The 23,311-nt window shown below is 65.3% G+C and carries 23 protein-coding genes; 14 read left to right on the forward strand and 9 right to left on the reverse strand.

All coding sequences use genetic code 11. The features are described 5' to 3' along the window. Window positions 1-38: 38 nt before the first annotated feature. Together glnA and ACODTA_RS09820 are read right to left on the reverse strand one after the other, a co-directional pair. The gene (gene glnA / locus ACODTA_RS09815) at window positions 39-1,451 is read right to left on the reverse strand and encodes a type I glutamate--ammonia ligase (RefSeq protein ID WP_489065724.1); all 1,413 of its coding nucleotides are present in this window, start codon (window positions 1,449-1,451) and stop codon (window positions 39-41) included. 74 nt (window positions 1,452-1,525) lie between these two features. Continuing rightward, the gene (locus ACODTA_RS09820; RefSeq protein WP_222992875.1) at window positions 1,526-1,864 is read right to left on the reverse strand and encodes a P-II family nitrogen regulator; all 339 of its coding nucleotides are present in this window, start codon (window positions 1,862-1,864) and stop codon (window positions 1,526-1,528) included. A 197-nt stretch (window positions 1,865-2,061) separates the two neighbouring features. On the opposite strand from ACODTA_RS09820, the gene ACODTA_RS09825 reads away from it, so the two are divergent. Next, complete coding sequence (locus tag ACODTA_RS09825; protein WP_489065725.1) at window positions 2,062-2,748, forward strand: endonuclease V; 687 nt, start codon at window positions 2,062-2,064, stop codon at window positions 2,746-2,748. Here ACODTA_RS09825 and map read toward each other — a convergent pair. Continuing rightward, complete coding sequence (gene map, locus ACODTA_RS09830; protein ID WP_489065726.1) at window positions 2,742-3,566, reverse strand: type I methionyl aminopeptidase; 825 nt, start codon at window positions 3,564-3,566, stop codon at window positions 2,742-2,744. The genes ACODTA_RS09825 and map overlap by 7 nt on opposite strands. Before the next feature lie 100 nt (window positions 3,567-3,666). Here map and ACODTA_RS09835 point away from each other — a divergent pair, with 100 nt between their 5' ends. The 4 genes from ACODTA_RS09835 to ACODTA_RS09850 are packed head-to-tail and all read left to right on the forward strand — an operon-like array spanning window position 3,667 to window position 6,268. Continuing rightward, a complete protein-coding gene (locus ACODTA_RS09835) occupies window positions 3,667-3,903 on the forward strand; it encodes a type II toxin-antitoxin system Phd/YefM family antitoxin (protein WP_489065727.1) in 237 nt (78 codons plus the stop codon). Beyond that, on the forward strand, window positions 3,900-4,286 hold the full coding sequence (locus tag ACODTA_RS09840) for a type II toxin-antitoxin system VapC family toxin (protein ID WP_489065728.1): 387 nt from the start codon (window positions 3,900-3,902) through the stop codon (window positions 4,284-4,286). The genes ACODTA_RS09835 and ACODTA_RS09840 overlap by 4 nt, the downstream gene beginning before the upstream one ends. Before the next feature lie 39 nt (window positions 4,287-4,325). After that, window positions 4,326-5,084, forward strand: a complete 759-nt coding sequence (locus tag ACODTA_RS09845) for a competence/damage-inducible protein A (RefSeq protein ID WP_489065729.1) — start codon at window positions 4,326-4,328, stop codon at window positions 5,082-5,084. A 26-nt stretch (window positions 5,085-5,110) separates the two neighbouring features. Then, entirely contained in the window at window positions 5,111-6,268 is a 1,158-nt protein-coding gene (locus tag ACODTA_RS09850) for an aminotransferase class I/II-fold pyridoxal phosphate-dependent enzyme (protein ID WP_489065730.1), read from the forward strand. Here the strand turns inward: ACODTA_RS09850 and ACODTA_RS09855 are convergent. From ACODTA_RS09855 to ACODTA_RS09865, 3 genes are read right to left on the reverse strand one after another with little or no spacing between them, the layout of a single operon-like run. Next, window positions 6,256-7,041 carry an SDR family NAD(P)-dependent oxidoreductase gene (locus ACODTA_RS09855; protein WP_489065731.1) on the reverse strand — a complete coding sequence of 262 codons (786 nt, stop codon included), beginning with the start codon at window positions 7,039-7,041 and terminating at the stop codon, window positions 6,256-6,258. The two genes, ACODTA_RS09850 and ACODTA_RS09855, sit on opposite strands and share 13 nt — an antisense overlap. Continuing rightward, a complete protein-coding gene (locus ACODTA_RS09860) occupies window positions 7,016-8,251 on the reverse strand; it encodes an MFS transporter (protein WP_489065732.1) in 1,236 nt (411 codons plus the stop codon). The genes ACODTA_RS09855 and ACODTA_RS09860 overlap by 26 nt, the downstream gene beginning before the upstream one ends. A 22-nt stretch (window positions 8,252-8,273) precedes the next feature. Further along, window positions 8,274-10,499: a TonB-dependent receptor gene (locus ACODTA_RS09865; protein WP_489065733.1), complete on the reverse strand. Its 2,226-nt coding sequence runs from the start codon at window positions 10,497-10,499 to the stop codon at window positions 8,274-8,276. 166 nt (window positions 10,500-10,665) lie between these two features. Between ACODTA_RS09865 and ACODTA_RS09870 the strand changes: the two genes are divergently transcribed. From ACODTA_RS09870 to ACODTA_RS09900, 7 genes are all read left to right on the forward strand, one after another. Further along, window positions 10,666-11,580, forward strand: a complete 915-nt coding sequence (locus ACODTA_RS09870; RefSeq protein ID WP_489065734.1) for a LysR family transcriptional regulator — start codon at window positions 10,666-10,668, stop codon at window positions 11,578-11,580. A 115-nt stretch (window positions 11,581-11,695) separates the two neighbouring features. After that, window positions 11,696-13,273 (forward strand): bifunctional 3-(3-hydroxy-phenyl)propionate/3-hydroxycinnamic acid hydroxylase, encoded by a 1,578-nt coding sequence (locus tag ACODTA_RS09875; RefSeq protein WP_489065735.1) that lies wholly within the window; start codon window positions 11,696-11,698, stop codon window positions 13,271-13,273. Then, complete coding sequence (locus ACODTA_RS09880; protein ID WP_489065736.1) at window positions 13,270-13,803, forward strand: VOC family protein; 534 nt, start codon at window positions 13,270-13,272, stop codon at window positions 13,801-13,803. Before ACODTA_RS09875 ends, ACODTA_RS09880 begins: the two co-directional genes overlap by 4 nt. Continuing rightward, window positions 13,800-14,657 carry a fumarylacetoacetate hydrolase family protein gene (locus tag ACODTA_RS09885; protein ID WP_489065737.1) on the forward strand — a complete coding sequence of 286 codons (858 nt, stop codon included), beginning with the start codon at window positions 13,800-13,802 and terminating at the stop codon, window positions 14,655-14,657. Before ACODTA_RS09880 ends, ACODTA_RS09885 begins: the two co-directional genes overlap by 4 nt. Further along, window positions 14,654-15,745, forward strand: a complete 1,092-nt coding sequence (locus tag ACODTA_RS09890) for a nuclear transport factor 2 family protein (RefSeq protein WP_489065738.1) — start codon at window positions 14,654-14,656, stop codon at window positions 15,743-15,745. Before ACODTA_RS09885 ends, ACODTA_RS09890 begins: the two co-directional genes overlap by 4 nt. A gap of 2 nt (window positions 15,746-15,747) precedes the next feature. Next, window positions 15,748-16,530: a cyclase family protein gene (locus ACODTA_RS09895; RefSeq protein ID WP_489065739.1), complete on the forward strand. Its 783-nt coding sequence runs from the start codon at window positions 15,748-15,750 to the stop codon at window positions 16,528-16,530. After that, on the forward strand, window positions 16,527-17,495 hold the full coding sequence (locus ACODTA_RS09900; protein WP_489065740.1) for a fumarylacetoacetate hydrolase family protein: 969 nt from the start codon (window positions 16,527-16,529) through the stop codon (window positions 17,493-17,495). Before ACODTA_RS09895 ends, ACODTA_RS09900 begins: the two co-directional genes overlap by 4 nt. Before the next feature lie 12 nt (window positions 17,496-17,507). Here the strand turns inward: ACODTA_RS09900 and ACODTA_RS09905 are convergent, their stop codons facing one another. Then, window positions 17,508-18,299 carry a sulfite exporter TauE/SafE family protein gene (locus ACODTA_RS09905; RefSeq protein WP_489065741.1) on the reverse strand — a complete coding sequence of 264 codons (792 nt, stop codon included), beginning with the start codon at window positions 18,297-18,299 and terminating at the stop codon, window positions 17,508-17,510. Further along, window positions 18,296-19,669 carry an ATP-grasp domain-containing protein gene (locus tag ACODTA_RS09910; protein ID WP_489065742.1) on the reverse strand — a complete coding sequence of 458 codons (1,374 nt, stop codon included), beginning with the start codon at window positions 19,667-19,669 and terminating at the stop codon, window positions 18,296-18,298. Before ACODTA_RS09910 ends, ACODTA_RS09905 begins: the two co-directional genes overlap by 4 nt. Window positions 19,670-20,005: 336 nt before the next feature. Here ACODTA_RS09910 and ACODTA_RS09915 point away from each other — a divergent pair, with 336 nt between their 5' ends. Then, window positions 20,006-20,788 carry a phytanoyl-CoA dioxygenase family protein gene (locus tag ACODTA_RS09915; protein WP_489065743.1) on the forward strand — a complete coding sequence of 261 codons (783 nt, stop codon included), beginning with the start codon at window positions 20,006-20,008 and terminating at the stop codon, window positions 20,786-20,788. 27 nt (window positions 20,789-20,815) lie between these two features. Next, window positions 20,816-22,138, forward strand: a complete 1,323-nt coding sequence (gene glyA / locus ACODTA_RS09920) for a serine hydroxymethyltransferase (protein ID WP_489065744.1) — start codon at window positions 20,816-20,818, stop codon at window positions 22,136-22,138. An 85-nt stretch (window positions 22,139-22,223) separates the two neighbouring features. On the opposite strand, the gene ACODTA_RS09925 is transcribed toward glyA, so the two are convergent. After that, window positions 22,224-23,117: a LysR substrate-binding domain-containing protein gene (locus tag ACODTA_RS09925; protein ID WP_489065745.1), complete on the reverse strand. Its 894-nt coding sequence runs from the start codon at window positions 23,115-23,117 to the stop codon at window positions 22,224-22,226. Window positions 23,118-23,311: the final 194 nt, after the last annotated feature.

Here is a 23,311-nt window from a genome sequence, read left to right on the forward strand (position 1 = left end):
GCTTCCGGGGTCTTTTCAGCTTGACGCTACGGAAAGCGTCAGCCGCTATAGTACATGTCGTATTCGACCGGGCTCGGGGTCATCTCCCAGCGGGCGACGTCCTCGTACTTAAGCTCGATATAGGCCTCGATCTGGTCCCTGGTGAACACGTCGCCCTTCAGCAGGAAGTCCATGTCCGCGCTCAGCGACTCCAGCGCCTCGCGCAGAGACGCGCAGACGGTGGGCACTTCGGCCAGTTCCTCGGGCGGCAGGTCGTACAGATTCTTGTCCATCGGATCGCCCGGGTGGATCTTGTTCTGGATGCCGTCCAGGCCGGCCATCAGCAGCGCCGCATAGCAGAGATACGGATTGGCCAGCGCGTCGGGGAAACGGAATTCGACGCGCTTCGCCTTGCTGCCGGTGCCGTAGGGGATGCGGCACGAGGCGGAGCGGTTGCGGCTCGAATAGGCGAGCAGCACAGGCGCCTCATAACCGGGCACCAGGCGCTTGTAGCTGTTGGTGGTCGGGTTGGTGAAGGCGTTGAGCGCCTTGGCGTGCTTGATGACGCCGCCGATGAAGTACAGGCACATGTCGCTGAGGCCGGCATAGCCGTCGCCCGCGAACAGGGGCTTGCCCTTTTCCCAGATCGAGATGTGGGTGTGCATCCCCGATCCGTTGTCTTCCTTGATCGGCTTCGGCATGAACGTCGCGGTCTTGCCATAGGCATTGGCGACCATGTGGACGACGTACTTGTAGATCTGCATGCGGTCGGCCGTGGTGACCAGCGTGCCGAAGGTCAGGCCCAACTCGTGCTGCGCCGCCGCCACTTCATGGTGGTGCTTGTCGCAGGGCAGGCCCATCTCAAGCATGGTCGAAACCATCTCGCCGCGGATGTCGACCGCCGAGTCCACCGGCGCGACGGGGAAATAGCCGCCCTTGGCGCGCGGGCGATGGGCCAGGTTGCCGGCCTCGTACTTGGTGCCGCTGTTGGTCGGCAGCTCGATGTCGTCGATCTTGTAATAGCTGGTGTTGTAGCCATTCTCGAAACGAACGTCGTCGAACATGAAGAATTCGGCCTCGGGGCCGACATAGACGGTATCGCCGATCCCGATCGACTTCACATAGGCTTCGGCGCGCTTGGCGGTCGAACGCGGATCGCGCGTATAGAGCTCGCCTGTGCCCGGCTCGACGACGTCACAGAACAGGATCAGCATCGGCGTGGCCGAGAAGGGATCGACATAGACGGCGTCGAGATCGGGCTTCAGGATCATGTCCGACTCGTTGATCGCCTTCCAGCCTTCGATCGACGATCCGTCGAACATCAGGCCGTCGGTCAGTTCGTCCTCGCCGATCGCGCCGGCGACCATGGTCAGGTGCTGCCACTTGCCCTTGGGGTCCGTGAAGCGCAGGTCGATCCATTCGATCTCCTGATCCTTCACCATCTTCAAAATCGTCGCGGCGTCGTTGGCCATGTCCTTAATCACCTTCCTGCAAAGCATGTCGGGGCCGGCACGGCGCCGGTAGCCCATTTGACGTTCGGCATTGATCAGATTGCGTCGCCGTCCCGTTCGCCGGTCCGGATGCGCAGCGCGGTCTCGACCGGGATCACGAAGATCTTGCCGTCGCCGATCCGGCCCGTCTGGGCGGCGGATGCGATGGCTTCGACCACACGATCGGCCAGCGAATCCTCGACGACGACCTCCAGCTTCACCTTGGGCAGGAAATCGACGACATATTCCGCCCCGCGATAAAGTTCGGTGTGCCCTTTCTGGCGCCCGAATCCCTTCGCCTCGGTGACGGTGATGCCCGACACGCCGACTTCGTGAAGCGCTTCCTTCACCTCATCGAGCTTGAACGGCTTGATGATCGCTTCGATCTTCTTCATCGGCGCTCCCCGACCTCCCCAATGCTGAACGCAACGCGCGTCTTTCAATAACCGTGCCAATCGGCGATTCGCTCGCCTTGGCCGCATAGCCTATGTCGCACCGCACAATCGCTGCTGCAATATGCAGCATGTCTGCAATATTGCCCAAATTTTGGGCAGGGCTTGCGGATCGTGTCGTGTGCGTCGATCTTTCCGACATGCATGCCCATTGGATCAGCCCTGAAGGCATTCCCGCCGCGACCGTCGCGCAGCGCGAAATCGCGGCGGCGGCGGAGCGTGTTGACCGGATCGGCCCGATCCGGCGCATCGCCGGTGTTGATACGTCGATGAAATGGCGCGACAGCCGCGGCCCGATCCATGCCGCGGTCGCGCCCATGGCCTGGCCGCCTGCCGATCCCATCGCGCCGGCCTGCGCCACGCTGGTGCCCGATATCCCCTATGTTCCCGGCTATCTCGGCTTTCGCGAATGCCCCGCGCTGATCGCGGCATGGGAACGGCTGCCGGACAAGCCCGATCTGGTGCTGGTCGATGGTCACGGCATATCGCATCCGCGCCGCTGCGGCATCGCGACGCATCTGGGCGTGCTGCTCGACGTGCCGACGATCGGTTGCGCCAAGACGATCCTGTGCGGCCGCGTGGAGGGCGAGCTGGGTGAGGCACCTGGCAACCGGGCGCCGCTGGTCGATCGTGGCGAGGTGGTGGGCATGGCGTTGCGCATGCGGGCAAGGGCGCTGCCCATCTATGTCAGCACCGGCCACCGCGTTTCGCTCGATACCGCGATCGACTGGGTGTTGCGGTTGAGTGACGGCCGCCGCCTGCCGCTGCCGATCCGCATGGCGCATGACGCGGCCAATGCGGCGCGGCGCGGCGGCATGGATCAATAGGGCGGGCGATGCAGCCCCTTCGGGCTTTCGGTGAAGATCTCGCAGCCGGTTTCGGTGATACCGATCGAATGTTCGAACTGCGCCGACAGTGTCTTGTCACGCGTCACCGCCGTCCAGCCATCGTCGAGCATCTTCACCGAGGGCTTGCCGATATTGATCATCGGCTCGATCGTGAAGAACATGCCGGGGCGCAATTCGGGGCCGGTGCCGGGGCGGCCGGCATGGACCACCTCGGGCGCGTCGTGGAACAGCTGGCCCACGCCGTGGCCGCAGAAATCGCGGACCACGCCATAGCGGTATTTCTCGGCATGGCTCTGGATGACATGCGCGATGTCGCCCATCCGGTTGCCCGGCCTGGCCTGGTCGATTCCCAGCATCAGGCATTCATAGGTGACGTCGACAAGCCGCTTTGCCTTGATCGGCACGTCGCCGACCAGGAACATGCGGCTCGTGTCGCCATGCCAGCCGTCGACGATCGGGGTCACGTCGATATTGACGATATCGCCGTCGCGCAGCGCCCGGTCTCCCGGAATGCCATGGCAGATCACATGGTTGATCGATGTGCAGCAGCTATGCGTATAGCCACGATAATTGAGCGTCGCGGGAATGCCGCCGCCGCGCAGCGTATGTTCGCGCACGATATCGTCGATCTCGCCGGTGGTGACGCCGGGCACGACATGCGGCACCAGCGCGTCGAGGATTTCCGCGGCGAGCCGGCCCGCCTTGCGCATGCCTTCGAAGCCCGCCGGGCCATGCAGCTTGATCGCTCCGTTGCGCGAGAGCGTGCCGAGATCCTCGGCCATCACATATTCGGTCATGGGGGAGATATAGCGCGCCAGCCGCTCGAAAACAACGAAGACGGTTGTATCCCCGATCGGGTTGAATTAACTTAGTCCGGTGACTTAGTTCAATGGATGAATGGTTATGATCGTGAATGTCCATGAGGCGAAAACGCATTTGTCGCGATTGCTCGACATGGTTCGCGCCGGACAGGAAATCGTTCTGGCAAAGGCAGGCAAGCCTTATGCACGCCTCGTTCCGATCGAGGGCAAGCCGATCGTGCGCAAGCCAGGCGGGCTGAATCTCACTATCCCTGCCGGCGCCTTTTTCGATCCTTTGCCGGATGAAGAACTCGATGCCTGGGAGGGGCGATGAAGCTCCTGCTCGATACCCATGCCATACTCTGGTGGTGGTCCGACGATCCGGCGTTGCCGCCAAGCGCGCGCGCCGTAATCGAGGATGCCGGCAATGAGATTTTCGTGAGCGCGGCGAGCGCGTGGGAGGTGGCAACCAAATTCAGATTGGGCAAATTGCCTGGATATGAAGAGGCGATCGGCCAATATGATGCGTTGATGGTCGCCAACGGCTTTCACCATCTTCCGATCAGTGAGAAACACGCGATCGGTGCCGGCAGCTTTCCGCAACCGCATCGCGATCCGTTCGATCGCATGATCGCCGCACAGGCGCATATCGAAGGTATGGCGGTCGTCAGTCGCGATCCGGCGCTCGCGGAATTTGGCTGTCGACTGCTCTGGTAGCTCTTTCGTGCAAGCCGATCAGGCTCTAAGGGCAAGGCCATGAGCGACGAACGGATCTGGACCGCGGGGCTGTGCGTGATCGGGGACGAGATCCTTTCCGGCCGCACGCAGGACAAGAATGTCGCGCAGATCGGGCTATGGCTCAATCTCCAGGGCATCCGCCTGGCGGAAGTGCGCGTCGTCGCCGATCGCGAGGATGCGATCGTCGAGGCGGTGAATCAACTGCGCGCCCGCAACGATTATCTGTTCACCACCGGCGGGATCGGGCCGACGCATGACGACATCACCGTCGATGCGATCGCCGCCGCGCTCGGGGTCGGCGTGGTCATCCACCCGCGCGCCCGCGCCGCGCTGGAGGCCTATTACGAAACGCGCGGCGGGCTGACCGATGCGCGCCTGCGCATGGCGCGCGTGCCCGACGGCGCCGATCTGATCGAGAATCGCACCTCGGGCGCGCCGGGCATCCGGGTCGGCAATATCTTCATCATGGCCGGCGTGCCCGCCATTACCGCCGGCATGCTCGACGCGCTGACCGGCACGATCGAAGGTGGCCGCCCGCTATTGTCGCATGTCGTCGGGTGCTGGGTCGCCGAAAGCGAGATCGCCGACATGCTGGGCGCGACGGAGCGTGCGCATCCCGGTTGCCAGATCGGCAGCTATCCTTTTTTCCGGGAAGGGCGCACCGGATCCAATTTCGTGATCCGTTCGACCGATCCCGCTTCGCTGGCCGCCTGTGCCGGCGCCTTGACCGTCGCGCTGGCCGCGCTGGGGCGCGAGCCCGTCGATGGCGGTATCTGACCACATATTCTTGCAGGACTGACCGCATGACCGCCCAGATCGATCCGTTCCACGCCATGACGATCAGCACGCTCGCGCACCGCATGATCGCGGAGGGGCGTTCGGTGATCCATATGGAATTCGGCCAGCCCTCCACCGGCGCGCCGGCCAAGGCGATCGCGGTCGCGCATCATGTGCTCGATACCGACGGCATGGGCTATTGGGAGAATCCGGCGCTCAAGGAACGGATCGCGCGCCATTATCTCGAAACCTATGGCGTCACCATCGATCCCGCGCAGTTGATCCTCACCTGCGGCGCGTCGCCTGCCTTCGTGCTGGCGCTGAGCTGCGCCTTCGCGCCCGGTGCGCGGGTCGCGCTCGCCCGGCCCGGCTATGTCGCCTATCGTAACACGCTGAAGGCGATGCACATGGTGCCGCTGGAGATTTCCTGCGGCGCGGAAGAGCGTTTCCAGCTCTCCGCCGCCGCCATCGCCGCGATCGAACCCGCGCCCGACGGCGTGATCGTCGCGAGCCCGGCCAATCCGACCGGCACGATCATCCCCGAGGACGAGATGCGCGCGATCGTCGAGGTCTGCCGCGCGCGCGGCATCCGCATCATCTCCGACGAGATCTATCACGGGCTCACTTATGTCGGCCAGGCGCGCTCGATGCTGCAGGACGAGCCCGAGGCGCTGATCGTCAACAGCTTCTCCAAATATTTCAGCATGGCCGGCTGGCGGCTCGGATGGCTGGTGGTGCCGCCCGCGCTGATCGCGGCGGCGCGCGCGCGGATGAGCAACCTGTTCCTGACGCCGCCCTCGCTCAGCCAGCATGCCGGGCTTGCCGCCTTCGATTGCCGCGACGAGCTGGAAGGGCATATCGAGACCTATCGCCGCAATCGCGACCTGATGCTCGCGGCGCTGCCCGCGCTCGGCCTTACCAGCATCGCGCCGCCCGACGGCGCCTTCTACATCTATGCCGATATCGGCCACCTGACCGACGACAGCCTGGCCTTCTGCACGAAGCTGCTGGAGGACACGGGGGTCGCGACCGCGCCGGGCGTCGATTTCGATCCCGTAGAAGGCAACCGCTTCATGCGCTTCAGCTTCGCGGTTTCCACCGATCGCGTCGAGGATGCGATCGCGCGCATGATCCCTTGGTTCGCGGAACAGGGCGCGCGGGTGGCGGAGGCTCAGCCGGCCTGATCGCCGCGCCGGAGCCCCACGATCGGGCGACTGAGCAATCCCCCGTCGACGGGCAGCGCCGCGCCGTTGACATAGGAAGACATGCCGCTTGCCAGGAACAGGATCGTGTGTGCGATCTCGCCCGGTTGGGCGAAGCGGCCTTCGGGAATCTGCTCGATCCAGGCCTGGCGATAGGCGGGCGCCATGCCGGCGGTCATCGGCGTTTCCGCCATGCCGGGCATCACGCAATTACAGCGCAGCCGGATGCTGGAGAGGGCGGCGGCGGCCGCGACGCTCCTCGTCAGTTGCGCCACCGCCGCCTTGGACGCGCCATAGGCGCCGAGTGCGGGGCTCGGGGCCTCAGCCGCGCTCGACGCGATGTTGACGATCGCGCCCGGTCGATCACGGCCCATATGGCGCAACGCCGCCTGGCAGCCGAGCAATGTGCCCTCGACATTGACGGCGAAGACGCGGCGCCAGTGATCGAGCGAAACCGTTTCGACGCCGGGCCTGTCGCCGGCGCCCGCCGATGCGATGCCCGCCGCGTTGATGAGGATGTCGAGCCCGCCATTCTCGCGGCCGATCGTGCCGAATGCCGCATCCCAGGCGGCTGGGTCGGTCACATCCAGTGCGAGTTCGGCGGCTCCGGGCAGATCGCCGCGCCGGACCGTCGCCCCCTCGGCCTCGAACAGCGCCGCCGTCGCGGCCCCGATGCCGGATGCCGCGCCGGTGACGAGGGCTATCCGTCCAGCGAGCAGCGCCATCGGTTCAGGCACGCGCGGCAACCGGGTCATCGGGCGCGGCGTCGTCGCGCTCGATGCGTGTCGGATTGGGCAATGTCATCAGGATCACCGCGCCGGCCACCGTGCCGACGGTGGAGACGATTAGCGCCGTCGCATAGCCGCCGCCCATACCCGCGACCTTGCTGATCAGGACGGGGCTCGCCCCGGCTGAAGTGATCAGGCAGGCATAGGCCAGCGCATAGAGCCGGCCGAAACTCTCCAGCCCGAAATAGCGCGAGATGAAATAGGCCATGATGTCGAGCTCCGCGCCGATGGTGAGCCCGATGCCGAGCGCGGCGATGCCGACCAGGATCGGATCGGACTGGAGCAGCAGCACGCAACTGAGGCCGGAGATCATGAAGGCGACCGCCGCCACCCATTGCGGCGGGAAATGATCGAGCGCCCAGCCCGATCCCATGCGCCCAACCAACACCGCGACGCCGATCAGCGACTGGATCTGGGCTGCGCCCTCGGGCGAGAAGCCGCGCTCGCGCAGGAGCGTGATCATGTGGAGGAGGTAGCCGCCGCTGAAGAAGGCGGGGGCGAGGAAACCGAGCAGCATCATCCAGAACAGCGGACGGCGCAGCGCGGAGAAGTTTCCGGTCTTGAGCGAAGAACGCGCACTCTCGCCATGTGCGGCGCCGTCGCTGCGGATCAGCAGCACGCCGGCCCCCCCGAGCAGCAGCACCAGCCCGGCCATCACCAGATAGCCGCCACGCCAGCCGAACTGGTCGATCACCCAGGTCGCCCAGATCGGGCCGGTGATCGCCATGATGCCCAGCCCGCTGATCATCAGCCCCAGCGCCAGGCCGCGCGATCGGTCGAACCGCGTCGTCACCATGCGCGCGAAGCCGGGCGGCGTGGTGCCGACGCCCAATATCGCGAGCAGCAATATGCCGGCGGCATAGAAGCCGAAATCGGCGGGGATCAGCCCGAGCAGCGCGAAGGCCAGGGCTTCGCCGATCACCGCGATCGAGACGATGCGCAGCGCGCCATAACGATCCATCAGCACGCCGGCGAAGGGCGCGCAGATCGCGACGCTGGCCGACAGGATTAGCGTCGCGAGCGACATCTGGTCGCGCGTGAAGCCGGCATCGGTGGTCAGCGCATGGACGAACGCGCCGCTGGTATAGGCGTGCAGGCCGATCGTGCCGATCGAAGCGGCGATGGTGCATCCCGCCAGCGTACGCCAATGCTGCCGGAATTCCTGCGACCCCGCCATCCTGTTCTCCTTTCTCGCGCCGTCAGAATTTGAAGGCGGCCGATGCGCCGATCACGCGCGGCTTGTTCAGGCCCACTTGCGGGTAACTGAACGTCACCGCCGCCGTGTTGATGATGCGGGCATTGGCCAGATTGGTCCCGAAGATCGAGAATGACCAGCGTTCGTCGTTCGGTTTCACCGTCAGCCGTGCGCCGATCTCGCCATTGGCCGGATCCTGCCATGGCTGCGCGGTCTGGTCGGTGAAGAAGAAATAGATGCGGTCGCGCCAGCGATAATTGGCCTCGGCGGTCAGCATCAGGTCCCCGCCCAGCGCGAAATCCTGTTCGGCCTGCACGAAGAACTGCCAGTCGGGCGTGCGCGGCAGCTTGTTGCCCGTCGCGTCGACCGGGCGATCGAGCGTGTCGCGCGCCGTCGGGAAGCTGGTGAACTTGGCGTCGGTATAGGCAAGATTGCCGGTCAGCCGCGTCATCGGGCCGGGGCGGGCGACCAGTTCCAGTTCGATGCCCTTGATTCGTGCTTCCGCCGCGTTGGTGATGATCGCGCCGCCGGTCGGCACGCCCGCGCGAAGCTGAAGGTTCGAATAGTCCGACAGGAAGGCCGCGAAGGAGAAGTTGAGCGCCCGGTCGAGCAGGCTGCCCTTGGCGCCTACCTCCCAGCTCTTGTTGACTTCCGGTTGGTAGGACGGCTGCACCGCGAACGGGTTGTAGCCGCCGGCGCGGAAGCCACGGCCATAGCCGGCGAAGAACATCAGGTCGCGCGAGGGCTGGTACACGAGCTTCGCGCGATAGGATGTGTCGGTCCACGTCTCGCTGGGCGGCGCATAGATCGTCGTGGTCGTCACCTTGGTGTCGAGATTGGTCGGCTGGATGATCGCATCGAGCGTCTTCTTGTCGTGCGTGTAGCGGATGCCGCCGATGATCGAGAGTTGCTCGGTCACGCGGAAGGTGGCGTCGGCAAAGGCGGCATAGGATGTGGTGTCGAGATCGCCGCGATATTTGGTGACGGTATTGGTCGGCAGCGAGAAGCGCAGATTGTAGATATCGTCGTCGTAGAACTGGTTCTCGTCGAAGAAATACAGGCCGAGTATCCACGAGAGGCGCTGCTTGTCGGACGATTGCAGGCGGAGTTCCTGGCTGAACTGGCTGCTGCGCGCGTCGTTGTGGTTATAGCCCATGCGCGCGGTGGCGAGCCCGTCGGAATCGTTGGTCCCTTCGACCAGCGCGCGGCGCCAGCCGGTGACCGAGACGAGGTCCACGCCGCCGAACGAATATTGCAGCTTCGCCGAGAACCCGCCGGTGCGCACCGTCGTATCGGTGCCCGGATCGAGCGCGATGATGTCGTCCTTGAAGATCGCCTTGCGATCGGCGGGCAGCAGGGGGGCATTCGGTGTCGCGGTGCCCGCCGGCACCAGCGCGCCTGTCGGCAAGGTGCTGAAATTGGTGTTGGCGTAGCGGAAGATCGCGGGCTGGTTGTTGGTCCAGCTATAGTCGCCGACGATGCGCGCATCGAAATCGCCGGATTCATAGGTGAGGACAAGGCGCGACTGCACGCTTTCCGCTCCGCCGATATGCTTGTCTGTGACGGGATTATAGGCCCAGCCGCGATCATTGACATATCCGGCCGCAAGGCGGGCGGCGAAGCCACCGCCAAGCGCGCCCGATACCGCGCCCTGCGCGCGGAATTCCATGGGGTCGGCGATGCTGGCGTTGACATAGCCGCTGAGCGCGTCGGTCGGATCGGCGCTGCGGATCAGGATCGCGCCGGCGGTCGCGTTGCGGCCCTGCAAGGTGCCCTGCGGCCCGCGCACGATCTCGATGCCGCCAAGGTCGAGCAGGTCGGACATGCCGACCGTCACGCCGCGCGCGATATAGATGTCGTCGACATAGACGGCGACCGGCTCGTCACCGGTGTTGAGCGCGAGGCCCGTCGCGCCGCGCAAGGTGATATAGGTGCGGCCGCCGCCGGAATTGCCGTGGAAGAAGACGCCCGGCACCACACCCTGGAGCTCGGCGAAATTGCGCGCGTTGGTGCTTTCGAGCAGCTCGGGATTGACCACGGTGATCGAGATCGGAACGTCCTGAAGGCGTTCGGAGCGCTTCTGCGCGGTCACGACGATCTCGGCCTCGCGCGGTGCGTTCTCGTCGGCCGGCCGGTCCTGCGCCAGCGCGGGCGCGGCCGCGAACCCGATCGCCAGTGCCGAGGCGGCGCCGATCATCCGGCTGCGCGTCGTCGTGACTTGAAGTGCCATCTTCCCCTCCATGCGTCGCTTTATTTGATCGTGCTTTTGGACAGGGGCGGGAGTGGACAAAAGTGAAACTTGTGCGCGGAGCAATAATCTGAGGTTATCGATGGTTGCCGAAGGCTCCACTTCCTCTCATTATTCGCATGGCTGAAACGAGGGGCGGGAGGATAGGATGGATCTGAGATTGCTGCGCTATTTCATGGCATGCGTCGAGAACAAGACGATGCACGCCGCCGCCGAAGCCGTGCATGTCTCGCAGCCCGCGCTGAGCAAGGCGATCCACAGCCTGGAGGCGCAACTGGGTGTGCCGCTGCTTGATCGGCGGCCACGCGGCGTCGAGCCGACGCGCTTCGGCGAGACGCTGTTCCGCTATGCCAAGCTGATCGACAGCGAGGTGCGCCGCGCCGTGGCGGAGATCGACGCGATGCGCGGCCTGACGCGCGGCACGATCGTGATCGGCGTGATCCCGACGATGAGTACGGTGATGGCCGATGTCGCCCGCACGGTGATGGCGACATTGCCCGGTTTGCGGCTGAAGCTGAAGATCGCCTTCTCCGCCGAACTGACCGCGGCGTTGCTCGATGGCGAGCTGGATACCGCCCTGCTGCTGCTGCCGGCGAACAATGATCCGCTCGGCCTCGCCTTCGAGCCCCTGGTCCAGACCGGGCCGCGCGTGGCGACCCGGCCCGGCCATCCGCTGGTCGGGCGCAAGGATCTTTCGCTGGCCGATCTCGCCGCCTTCCCTTGGCTGATCCCCGATTATCCGCCGTCGCATCGCGAGATCATCAATCGCGCCTTTCTCGACGCCGGGGTGCCGCCGCCGCAGAGCGCGATCGACGTCAGCACCGTGATCCTGTTCGATTCGGTGGTACAGGACAGCGATCTCATCACCGTTGTGCCGTCCACCCTGCTCAGCACCCGTCCGACCAACCTGACCGCGCTGGAGGTGGATTTCGCCTTTCCGCCCGAACAGGTGGGGCTCGCCTATCGCCAGCACAGCTCTTTGCTGCCCGGCGCGCGCGCCGTCATGCAACTGATCCGCGACGCCTGCGCGGCGCTTCCAGGGGCGGTTTTGTCCGTGCGATAATTTCTGGTTATCGAAATTGGCCTCAACGGTCTTTGTCCCTTAAGTCGCGCACCGATAGCCCTCGCCGAAACGGCATCGTCGATCGGGACGATACGGCAGGGGTTGATCGACGGGCATGACGAGTTCCGACGTGTACGACATCGCGATCATCGGCATGGGGCCGGTGGGGGCGGCCGCCGCGAACCTCGCGGGGCAGGCGGGGCTCCGCACACTCGTGATCGAGCGCGGCGACGCACCCTATCGTCAGCCGCGCGCGATCGTGTTCGATGCGGAGGTGATGCGAATCTTCGCGTCGGTCGGGCTGGCGGAGCGCATCGCGGCGGTGACGCGGCCGCTGGGTGGCTCGGTTTATCTCGGCGCCGATCTTCAGCCCATCCGCAAATTTCGCGCGCCACCGCCCGTCGATCCGCTGGCCTGGCATCCGAGCAACCTGTTCTATCAGCCTGAGCTCGAAGCGCTTTTGCGCGAGGGGCTCGATCGCTTCGCGTATGTCGACGTTCGCACCGGACATGATGTCGTGGCGATTGAGGATGGCGCGATCCGGATGCGCGGTCCGGACGGAGACGAGGCGACCGCGCGTGCGCGCTTCATCCTGGCGTGCGACGGCGCGAGCAGCACGGTGCGCAAGAGCCTGGGTATCCCACTCGACGATATCGGGTTCGAGGAACGCTGGCTGGTGGTCGATACGCTTGTCGACGGGCCGATGCGCTGGCCCGAAAGCCACGGCATTCCGACCGAGGTGCGCGACGGCCGGTTCTCGCTGATGGTCTGCGATCCGGCGCGGCCGGCCACGCTGATCCCGGGGGCGGGGCGCCATCGCCGCTGGGAATATATGCTGCTGGACGGCGAGAGCGACGACCAGGCGGTGTCCGATGCCTGGCTGCGCGGCCGGATCGGCGACTGGATAGATCCCGACGACGTCGAGATCGTGCGGGCGGCGGTTTACCGTTTCCGGGCGTTGCTCGCCGCGCGCTGGCGTGTCGGCAATGTTTTCCTGCTGGGTGACGCCGCCCACCAGACCCCGCCTTTCTATGGCCAGGGCATGTGCCATGGCATCCGCGACGCGGCGCAACTGGTCTGGCGGCTGACGCTGGTGCTGCGCGGCGCGGCCGGCGATGCGCTGCTCGACAGCTACCAGCCCGAACGCGAGCCGCACGTCCGCGCGATCATTTCCGCATCGGTCGCCGCCGGAGCGGCGGTCTGCACGCGCGATCCCGAAGAGGCGGCGCAGCGCGATGCCGCGTTCCGCGAGGCGGAGCGCACCCGCAACGGAACGGTGGCGATGACCGACATCGTTCCGCCGATCCGTTCGGGCGTGGTCGACGCACCGAGCGGCGGCATGCGGTTGCCGGAATTCGTGGTGGATACGCCCGATGGCCGCCGCCATCTCGATCGCCTGCTCGACGGGCGGTTCACGCTGATCACGATCGGGGAGAGCGAGCCGGCGCATGATGATCCGCGCTGGCTGGCCATCGGCGGACAGACCTGCGCGATATCGGACGCGCGCATCGCGAACTGGCTTGGCGAACGCGCGGCGGATTGGGTGCTTGTCCGGCCTGACCGCTATGTTTTCGCGCTTGGTCGCGGGCAGGCCGCATTCGAGGCCGTCTGCTTGGCGCTTTTCGATCAACTGCATATCCAGCCGGACGGCGCCGTCGCGCCGACGGCGCCCACGGAGACCGCCCAGCCATGACGCGCATCAACTTCTCGCTCAACCATGTCGGCATCTATGTGATCGACATCGATCGGATGACCGATTTCTACACGAGCTTCTTCGGTTTCATCGTCACCGACGAGCGTACGGACGTGAACCCGATCCGCTTCATGACGATGTCGCCCGACGAGCATCACCAGTTGCTGCTGGCATCGGGCCGCGCGCCGGACAGCCCGTCGACCGTGGCGCAAATCTCCTTCCTGCTCGACGATTTCGGCCAGTTGCGCGCGGTGCATGATCGGGCGCAGGCCGACCCCCGGATCACCAGGATCTGGACGCTCGACCATGGCAATAGCTGGACCGTCTATTTCCGCGATCCCGAGGACAATATCATCGAGACCTATGTCCATACGCCCTGGCACATCAGCCAGCCCTATGGGACGCCGATCGACTTCTCGCTGTCCGACGAAGAAATCTTCGCTGCCACCGAACGCGCGGTGAAGGCCAATCCCAGCTACATGCCGGCGGGCGATTTCCGCGAAACGCTCGCCGAGCGGCTGGGGCAATGAGGCTGGCCACCTATCTCAGCGGATCGGCGCAGCGTGTCGGCGTGGTGCGGGAAGATCGCGTCTTCGCGGTCGACGTGCCGTCGATGGAGGACCTGCTGGCCGAAGGGGAGGCAGGCATGGCGCGTGCCGCCCGCGCCGCCGAGACCGGACCGGGCGAGGCACTGGCCGATGTCCGGCTGTGCGCGCCGGTGCTGCGTCCGCGCAAGTTCCTGGGGATCGCCGCCAATTACCAGAGCCATATCGACGAGGTGAAGGCCGCCAATCCCGATTATGTCCCGCCCGTCCATCAACGCTGGTTCGTCAAGCTGCCGACTGCAATCAACGGCCCCTATGATCCGATCCTGTTGCCGCCGGAGGGCAGTGAGCTCGATTGGGAAGTGGAACTGGCGATCGTGATCGGCCGCCGTTGCCGGCGCGTCTCCGCCGATCGCGCGCACGAAATGGTGGCGGGCTACACGATCTGCAACGATGTCAGCGTGCGCGACTGGCAGCGGCGCAGCCCGACAATCATGCTGGGCAAGTCGTTCGACAGCCACGGCCCGCTCGGGCCATGGATCGTGACGCCCGACGAACTGGGTGATCCGCATGCGTTGCGCCTGCGCTGCCTGGTCAATGGCGAGGTGGTGCAGGACGGATCGACGCGCGAGATGCTCAACGATTGCTGGGAACAGATCGCCTATCTGTCGACGGTCTGCACGCTGGAGCCGGGCGATGTGCTGGCGACGGGCACGCCCAAGGGCACGGGCGGATCGATGAAGCCGCCGCGTTTCCTGAAGCCCGGCGACCGGGTGCGGTGCGAGATAGACGGAATCGGCGCGATCGAGGCCGAAGTGGAGAAGGAGCGGGTCGAGTGAGTGCGGTCGAGCGATACAAGATCAAGCAGGAGATACTGGACCTGCTCCATTCGCGCGCGCGCGGCGCGGACCGTTACGATCCCGCGCTGATGAAGGCGTGCCATCCCGTCGACGGAACCGACAATCACGGCACCTATCAGGGGCTGATGCACGGTTTCATCGACAGCCTGGAAGCGGCGCGGCTGAAGGGGCCGGAATGCATTTCCAAGCTCCACGTCATCGGCAATGCGCTGTTCGATTTCCGCGACGACGGTGACGTGTTCGTCGAAAGCTATCATGTCGCGCACGAGACGTTCGTGGAGGGGGACGCCACCGTCTTCTTCCATATCGGCGGGCGCTATCTGGACACCTTCAGGCATGTGGACGGGCGCTGGCTGATCCAGCATCGCGACATCGTCTATGATTGGTCGCGGGTGATGCCCGGCACCGCGCCCTTCTGGAAACCCGAAACCCAGCCCGCGCATCTGATGGGCACGCGGACCACCGCGGATCCGCTTTACACGGCGGGCGGCGCGACGCGCGGCACGCTTCTTCCCACTCCCGGCATCAAGGAACCGATCGATATGGACGCAGCCATCCAGCAGCTTCTCGACAAGCAGGCCATCGCCGAAGTGCTTTATCGCCGCGCGCGGGCGGGTGACCGTTCGGATGCGGAACTCGCGCATGGCTGCTATCATCCGGGGGCGACCGAACGGCATGGCGAGTTTGACGGGCTGGCGACCGAGTTCATCGATGTCGTATCGTTCACCCGGCCCAAGCCCGGATCGCCGATCAAGGGCATGATGCACATGATCACCAACATCCTCTGCGAATTCAGCGATGCCGATCATGCCTTTGTCGAAAGCTATCATGTCGCCTGGTGCCAGATGACCGACGGCACCGACGCAGAGATCGGCGGCCGCTATCTCGACCGGTTCGAACGGCGCGACGGGCGCTGGGCGATCACACATCGCGACGTGATCTTCGACTGGAGCCGCATGGAGCCCGAGACCGCGAAATTCTGGGAACGCCATCCGGCCAAGCCGTTCCTGTTCGGCAAGCGCGGCGCGGACGATCCGCTCTACGCCTATGTCCAGCGGGCGGCCTGATCATGGGCCGGCGCTTCGTCGATATCTCGGTACCGCTGGAAAATGACGTCGCCTCCGATCCGGCGCCCTATCGCCCGAAGATCGACTATTTCAGCCACCGCGATCAGGTCGGCGAACTGGCGCGGTTCTTTCCGGGGCTGACGGCGGAGGATCTGCCCGACCAGGAAGCCTGGTCGTACGAGAAGATCGAGCTGATCACGCACAACGGCACCCATCTCGACGCGCCTTATCATTTCGCTTCGACGATGAACGGCGGCGAGCGTGCGATCACGATCGACGAAGTGCCGCTCGACTGGTGTTTCCGGCCGGGCGTGAAGCTGGATTTTCGCGGCCTTCCGGACGGCCATGTCGTGACCGCGGCAGAGGTGGCGGCGGAACTGGAGAGGATCGGCCATGATCTCCAGCCGCTCGACATCGTGCTGGTGAACACGCGCGCCGGCAGCCGCTATGGTGAAGACGACTATCTTTCGGCGGGCGCCGGCATGGGGCGCGAAGCGACCCTGTACCTGCTCGAACGCGGCGTACGCGTGACCGGCACCGACGCCTGGAGCTGGGATGCGCCGTTCAGCCATACCGCCGAGCGTTATGCCGAAAGCGGCGATGCGAGTCTGATCTGGGAAGGCCACAAGGTGGGCCGCGACATCGGATATTGCCATCTCGAAAAGCTGCACAATCTTGAAGCCTTGCCGCCCAATGGCTTCACCATTTCCTGCTTCCCGGTGAAGATCCGGGCGGCTTCGGCCGGCTGGACGCGCGCTGTCGCCATTTTCGAGGATGCATCATGAAACTCGCGACGCTTCGAACCGGTGGTGACGGACGGTTGCTGATCGTCTCCCGCGATCTCGCTTATGCCGAATTCGCGCTTGCCGCGCCGACATTGCAGGCCGCGCTGGATGACTGGGCCGGTGTCGAGCCCGAATTGCGCGCCCAGGCGATGCGGCTCGACATGGACGGCGCGGGGGATGCGATCACCGTCGATCCATCCGCGCTCGATGCGGTGCTGCCGCGCGGCTATCAGTTTCTCGATGCCTCCGCTTTCCTGGCGCACAACCACATCCTGGCCGATGCCTGGGGGTTCGAGAAGCGCGGCGAGCACGAGCCGCCGCTGATGTACCAGGGCATTTCGCATCGCTATCTGGCGCCGCACGAGGATGTGGTTTTTCCCGATACGCGCCACGACGTCGATTTCGAGGCGGAGATCGGCGTGATCACCGATGCGGTGCCGATGGGCGTCACGCCGGAGGCCGCGCTCGGCCATGTCCGGCTGATCGTGATCATCAACGACTGGAGCCTGCGCGCCTTCGGTCCGGCGGAGATGAAGGGCGGCTTCGGCTTCATCCATGCCAAGCCGCCGAGCACGCTTTCGGCCTTCGCCGTCACGCCCGACGAACTCGGCGACGCCTGGCGCGACGGGCGCGTGCACCTGCCGCTGCGCCTGTGGCGGGGCGATGCGCTGTTCGGCGAACCGCTGGGGGGAGCGATGCATTTCGGTTTCGGGGATCTCATCGCCCACGCCGCCGCGACCCGCGATCTGTGCGCCGGCACCGTGATCGGATCGGGCACCGTCTCCAACTATGACGCCGATCGGGTCGGCTCCGCCTGCATCGCCGAACGCCGCGCGCTCGACGCGCTCGCCGGCCGGGAAGTGACACCGTTCCTGCGCGATGGCGAGCGGGTGCGGCTGGAACTGGGCGAGGCGAGCATCGCGGGTTTTATCGACCAGAGGGTCCGGATAATCGCGGGTGGCTGACTGATGCCGCTCTCAAAAGCGGGGAAAAGCGGGAATCGGCTCGAACATCAGCGCCACCAGCCCGTAGAAGCTGGTCGCGATCAGCACAGCGCCGACAAGCTGCATCAGCGGTTTTGCCGGGATGTTCTTCGCGAGATAGGCGCCGAGCGGCGCCGCGACGACGCCACCGATCAGCAGGCCCGACGCCGCGATGGTGAAGGATGCGAGTCCGAGGGTACCGATCAGTGCGGCGAGCACGGTCACGGTGATGAAGAATTCGGATGCGTTGACGGTGCCGATCGCCATGCGCGGCGTCATGCCCTGGGCCAGCAGGTTGCCCGTGACCAGCGGGCCCCAGCCGCCGCCGCCCGAGGCATCGAAGAAGCCGCCGGCGAACCCCAGCGGACCGACGAATTGCATGCGGCGATAGGCCTGGGGCCGTCGTGGCCCGCGCCAGATCAGATAGGCGCCGATCGCGGCCAGATAGACCAGCACCACCGGCCGGGCGATCTCGGCATCGACGACGGTGAGCACCCAGACGCCCAGGATCGCGCCAACGATGCCGGGAACCACGAGGCGCGCGAACAGCGGCCAGTCGACATTGCGCTGCATCACATGGCTCAGCCCCGATACGCCGCTGGTGAAGCTCTCGGCGGTATGGATCGCCGCCGATGCCGTCACCGGCGGAAGGCCGAACATCACCAGCAGCGAATTGGAGAAGACGCCGAAGGCCATGCCCAATGTGCTGTCCATCAATTGGGCGAGGAAGCCGATCAGGATGAAGGGAAGCAGGTCGGCCCAGGGGAGCGCGGAGAGTTCGATCATCGCGCGGTTCCGGGTGAGGATTTGCGCCTGCGCGGTCGCCGGCCGGGTGCGGTCAGCACGAACAGGATCGGGAACAGCAGCGCCAGCACCGAAAGCGCACCGCTGACGATGGGGGCGGCGCCCGCCAGCCAGGGCAGCACGGCCGCCCAGATCGAGACCGCCAGTATGATGACGAGCGTGCGTTCCTGTTCGCTGTCGTCGAATGCGGCCAGATCGGTGCGGACGCGGCCTTCGAACAGGGTGCGCAGGCTCAGGCTGGTGCGGCCGCGTTCGTCGGCGAGCGGCGGCGGCGTGGCCGCATGCGCCAGGCAGGCGATGCCCGCGCCGATCATGCGGACGCCGACGGCGCTGGCGAAGCGCGGATAGCTGGTGGCGCGGTCGCTCAGTGCGCGCAGCCCGGCGCGGCCGCCAAAGGCGAGATCGGCAAGCGCGGTGCTTTCCGCCGCGACCGGGGCGGGCGCGGTCTCGGGCGCACTCTGGGTGGAGGCGATCCATTCGAGAATGGCGGCGGGAATGTCGAGCCCGCTCGCCCGCTCCAGCCCCTGGAAACCGGGCGCCGAATTGGCTTCGCAGATCCGGTATCCGTCCTCGTCGAACAGGATATCGATGCCCGTCACGTCGAGTTCCAATATATCGGCCGCGCGCACCGCGAGCTCCGCCATTTCGGGCGGCGGGTTATAGGCGATGCCGACGCCGCCAAGCGAGACGTTGGACTTGAACCCGCCGGTCAGCGAACGGCGCTCCATCGCCGCGACCACGCGCCCGCCCACCACCAGCACGCGCACGTCGCGCCCATGGCTGGCGCGAACATAATGCTGCAGGATGAAGTCGGCCTGGGCGTCGGCGCTTTCGAGCAGGCCGGCCAGATCCTCGAACTGGCTGCGATCCTCGCATTTGAGCACGCCCGCCCCCCTCGTGCCCTTCAGCGTCTTGACGATGACGGGGAAGCCCAGCTCACGCTCGACCAGGTCGACATCCATCGGAAAGGTGCCGAGGATCGTGCGCGGGATCGGCAATCCGGCGCGGATCAGCCGTTGCAGGGTATGAAGCTTGTCCGCGACCATCTCGATCGCGGTGGCGTCGTTGACCAGGCGTACGCCGCGTCGTTCGAAATGGCGCAGCAGCGCCAGCGTGAAATAATCGGTCTCGGCGCCCGTTCGGCACAGGATGAAGTCCGGACGGTCGAGCGGGCGGCCCTGATAGCTCGCCGTCCAGTCGTCATCGGCGCCCACGACGAGATCGAAGCTGTGGGGATTGAGGATGTCGAGCGCGATTCCCATCGTCCGCGCAGTCTCCTGGAAACGGAGCACTTCCGGCACTTCAGGAAGCGCGGGGTCCAGTTCGCGCTGAAACAGGATCCAGCCTCGCAAGATCGTCTCCTTCTCACCTCGGGCGGGGAACATAGCATGCGGGCCGATGCCGGTCGCCGGGTCATTGCCGTCATACGCATGAAGACGATGATGCGTTGCGCTTGATCGATGATCCGTATCGTCGGCGGCTAAAGCAAAACTACGGCTGGAATCCGCTAAATATCCGTATTTTAGCGTAGGTGCCCCGCCCAGCTACAGGATATCTCAGTCTTCGGGCCAGTATTACTGGTTTGCGCGCATTGCGTGATCGGACGATCTGACGGGGGAACCAATCGCCAGCCTGCCCCATCGAGAAGGGCGGGCGGGATCGGCAGGCATGCAGCAGAGGACCGCGCAATGAAGCTCCCGCAGACACTCGTCGACGAATTCCACCAGAACGGATTCCTGGTGATTCCGAACCTCTTTTCCGCCGGGGAAGTGGCGGAGATCCGCGACGCGATGAAGCGGGTTTTCGGACAGGACGATCCCGGCAATGTCCGCGAGAAGAAGAGCGGCGTGGTGCGCACCGCGATGGGCCTGCATCTGCGCGACGAGATCTTCGCACGCCTCGTGCGGCACCCGCGCCTGGTGGAGCCCGCCCAGCAGATCGCCGGACCCGATCTTTACGTCCAGCAGGTCAAGATCAACGTCAAGGCCGCGTTCGAGGGCGAGCAGTGGCAGTGGCACCAGGATTTTTCGACGCATCATCAGGATGATGGCGTGCCCGAGCCGATGGCGCTCAACCTGCACATCTTCCTGGACGATGTGACAGAGTTCAACGGTCCGCTCTATTTCCTCCAGGGTTCGCAGAAGTTCGGCAGCGTCGCCACCCGGCACGATACCGTTTCCACCAGCTATCCGCTCTGGGTGGTCGAGGACGACAAGGTGCGCGAGATCGCGGACAGCTCGCCGATGGTCTCCGCGACGGGGCCGGCGGGAACCGCGCTGATCTTCGGCGACTGCCTGGTCCATGGCTCGCCGCCGAACATCTCGCCGTGGAACCGCGCGATCTTCTCGCTGATCCTCAACCCGGTCGCCAATGCCTATACCAAGGAAAGCCGCGAGGATTTCCGCCACCACCGCGATCTGACGCCGGTGCGCCCGCTGGCCGATGGCTGCCTGCTGGAACCGGTGGCCTGATCATCTTCGGCGAAGGAAAATCAGATTATGAACATGTTGGCGCGTCGGTCCTGGGTGGGCAGCGAAAGCGACGATCTCGTCCAGTCCATCGCGACCGCGATCTCCGGCAAATCGTCGGATGTGGTCGATGAGGAGATCAATCGGCTGATCGAGGAGAACCGCCGGATCCACGAAGTCGAGTGCGTGAACCTCAATCCCGCGACGAATGTGATGAACCCGCGCGCCGAACGGGTGCTGGCGAGCGGGTTGGGCAGCCGCCCCTCGCTTGGCTATCCCGGCGCCAAGTACGAGATGGGGCTGGAAGCGATTGAGCGGATCGAGGCGATCACCGCGCAGCTCGCGGCCGAGGTCTTCGGCGCAAGCCATGTCGAATTCAGGCTGGCATCGGGCGCGCTCGCCAATCTTTACGCGTTCATGGCGACGTGCCAGCCCGGCGACAGCATCATCGCCCCGCCGGATACGATCGGCGGACATGTGACGCATCACCGCCCGGGCGCGGCGGGTTTTTACGGACTGGACATCCATCCCGCGCCGATCGATGCCGATGGCTATACCGTCGATGTCGGCGCGCTCGCCGAACTCGCCAGGCGCGTCCGGCCCAAGCTGATCACCATCGGCGGCAGCCTGAACCTGTGGCGGCATCCGCTGCGCGAAATCCGTGCGATCGCCGATGAGGTGGGCGCCTATGTGCTGTTCGACGCGGCGCATCTGTGCGGCGTGATCGCGGGCCATGAATGGCAGCAGCCACTGCGCGAAGGTGCGCATCTGATGAGCTGCAGCACGTACAAGAGCCTTGGCGGCCCGCCTTCCGGACTGCTGATGACCGACGATGCCGAACTGGCGGAGAAGATCGAGCGGATCGCCTATCCCGGCCTGACCGCGAATTTCGACGTGGCGAAGACCGCCTCGCTCGCGATCGCCTTGCTCGACTGGAAGGAGCATGGCCGGGCCTATGCTCAAGAAATGCGCGCGACCGCATCGCGGCTTGCGCAGGAACTGAGCGATCGCGGCGTTCCGGTCTTCGGGAACGCGCGCGGTTTCACCCAATCGCATCAAATCGCCGTGCGCGCCGCATCCTATGGCGGTGGCCATCAGGCGGCGAAGCATCTGCGCGGCGCCAATATCCTCGCCTCCGGCATCGGGCTTCCGATCGATCCGGTGGAAGGCGATTTCAACGGCCTGCGTTTCGGCACGCCTGAGATCGTCCGCTGGGGGATGACGGCCGTCGACATGCCGGAATTGGCCGATCTGGTGGCCGGGGCGCTTGCCGCAGAAGACCCTGCTTCCCTGGGCGACCGCGTCACCGCGTTCCGGTCGCGTTTCCGGACGCTGCATTTTGTGCGGAGCTAACGCTCCCCCGCATTGAAAAGGCGGCAGGACGGCTGGCCGGGGTGGTTGCGATCGGGTCGACCACCCCGGCCTTTTTCGTATTCGGTCAGTCCTCTGGCGGTCTCGCCTGATCGAGGATCCAGTCCACGAAGGTCTCGGCGGCGTCGGGCAGCGGCACCGCCGCCTTGGTCAGCAGGTAGAATTGGTTGTTGGCGGTCACGCGGCGGTACGACAGCGTCTGCAGTTTGCCCTGCTCGAGCAGGCTGCCGATCAGCGAGGTGTGGCCGATCATGAAGCCGCGTCCGTTCACCGTCGCGTCGACCGCCATCGAATAAAGCGAGAAAGTCTGCGTGATAAGTGCGCCGGGCCGGCTCTGGCCCGTGCTCGCCAGCCAGTCGTCGAAATCATTCTGCCAATAGGTATCGGACATCAGCGGCGCGCCGACCGGCAGCCCGCGCTGGTCCAGTTCGGAGGCTTCCACCAGCGCCGGACTGGCGACGGGCACGAGTTCGTCGAAGAAGAGTTCGCGATAATCGCAGCCCGGAAATGGCGGTCTGCCATAGCGGATCGCGAAATCGAAATTCGAAGTTCGCAGATCGACGATCGCGGCATCCGCCCAGATCTCCACCGTCGCATTCGTATCCAGCTTGTGGAAATGATCCATGCGCGGGCCGAGCCACAATTGGGCGAGCGCCGGCAATATAGTCACGCGCACCGTCTTGCTGATCTGGGTGGAGGTGATCTCCTGGGTCGCGAGGGTGAGTTGTTCCAGCGGCGGCCTGACGCGTTGCGCATAGCGTTTTCCCGCTTCGGTGAGCTTCACCCCCTGCGGATAGCGCTGGAACAGGGCGACGCCCAGAAAGGCTTCGAGCGCCTTGATGCGCTGGCTGACCGCACCGGGCGTGACGCCCAGCCGCAACGCCGCGAGCGCGAAACTCTCGGTCGCGGCGGTGGCGGAAAAGACGCGAAGCCAGTCGAGATTGGGGAGGTCACGTGACATGGGCATACTCCGCCCAGGCTTAGGAATCATCATTCGGATATGCGGCCGGTCACCGGCTCAGCCTGGCTATGAACGCGGTAAAGCAGGTGGGGTGAATGACAAGCGGGATTCCGTTATCTCGATAGAATTTCTAAGTGTGGCGCTTCGGCGTGAAGCCGATATTCCCGTCCATCGTCCCTTCAGTTCAGGATCCG

Source organism: Sphingomonas sp. FG14 (assembly GCF_057809675.1).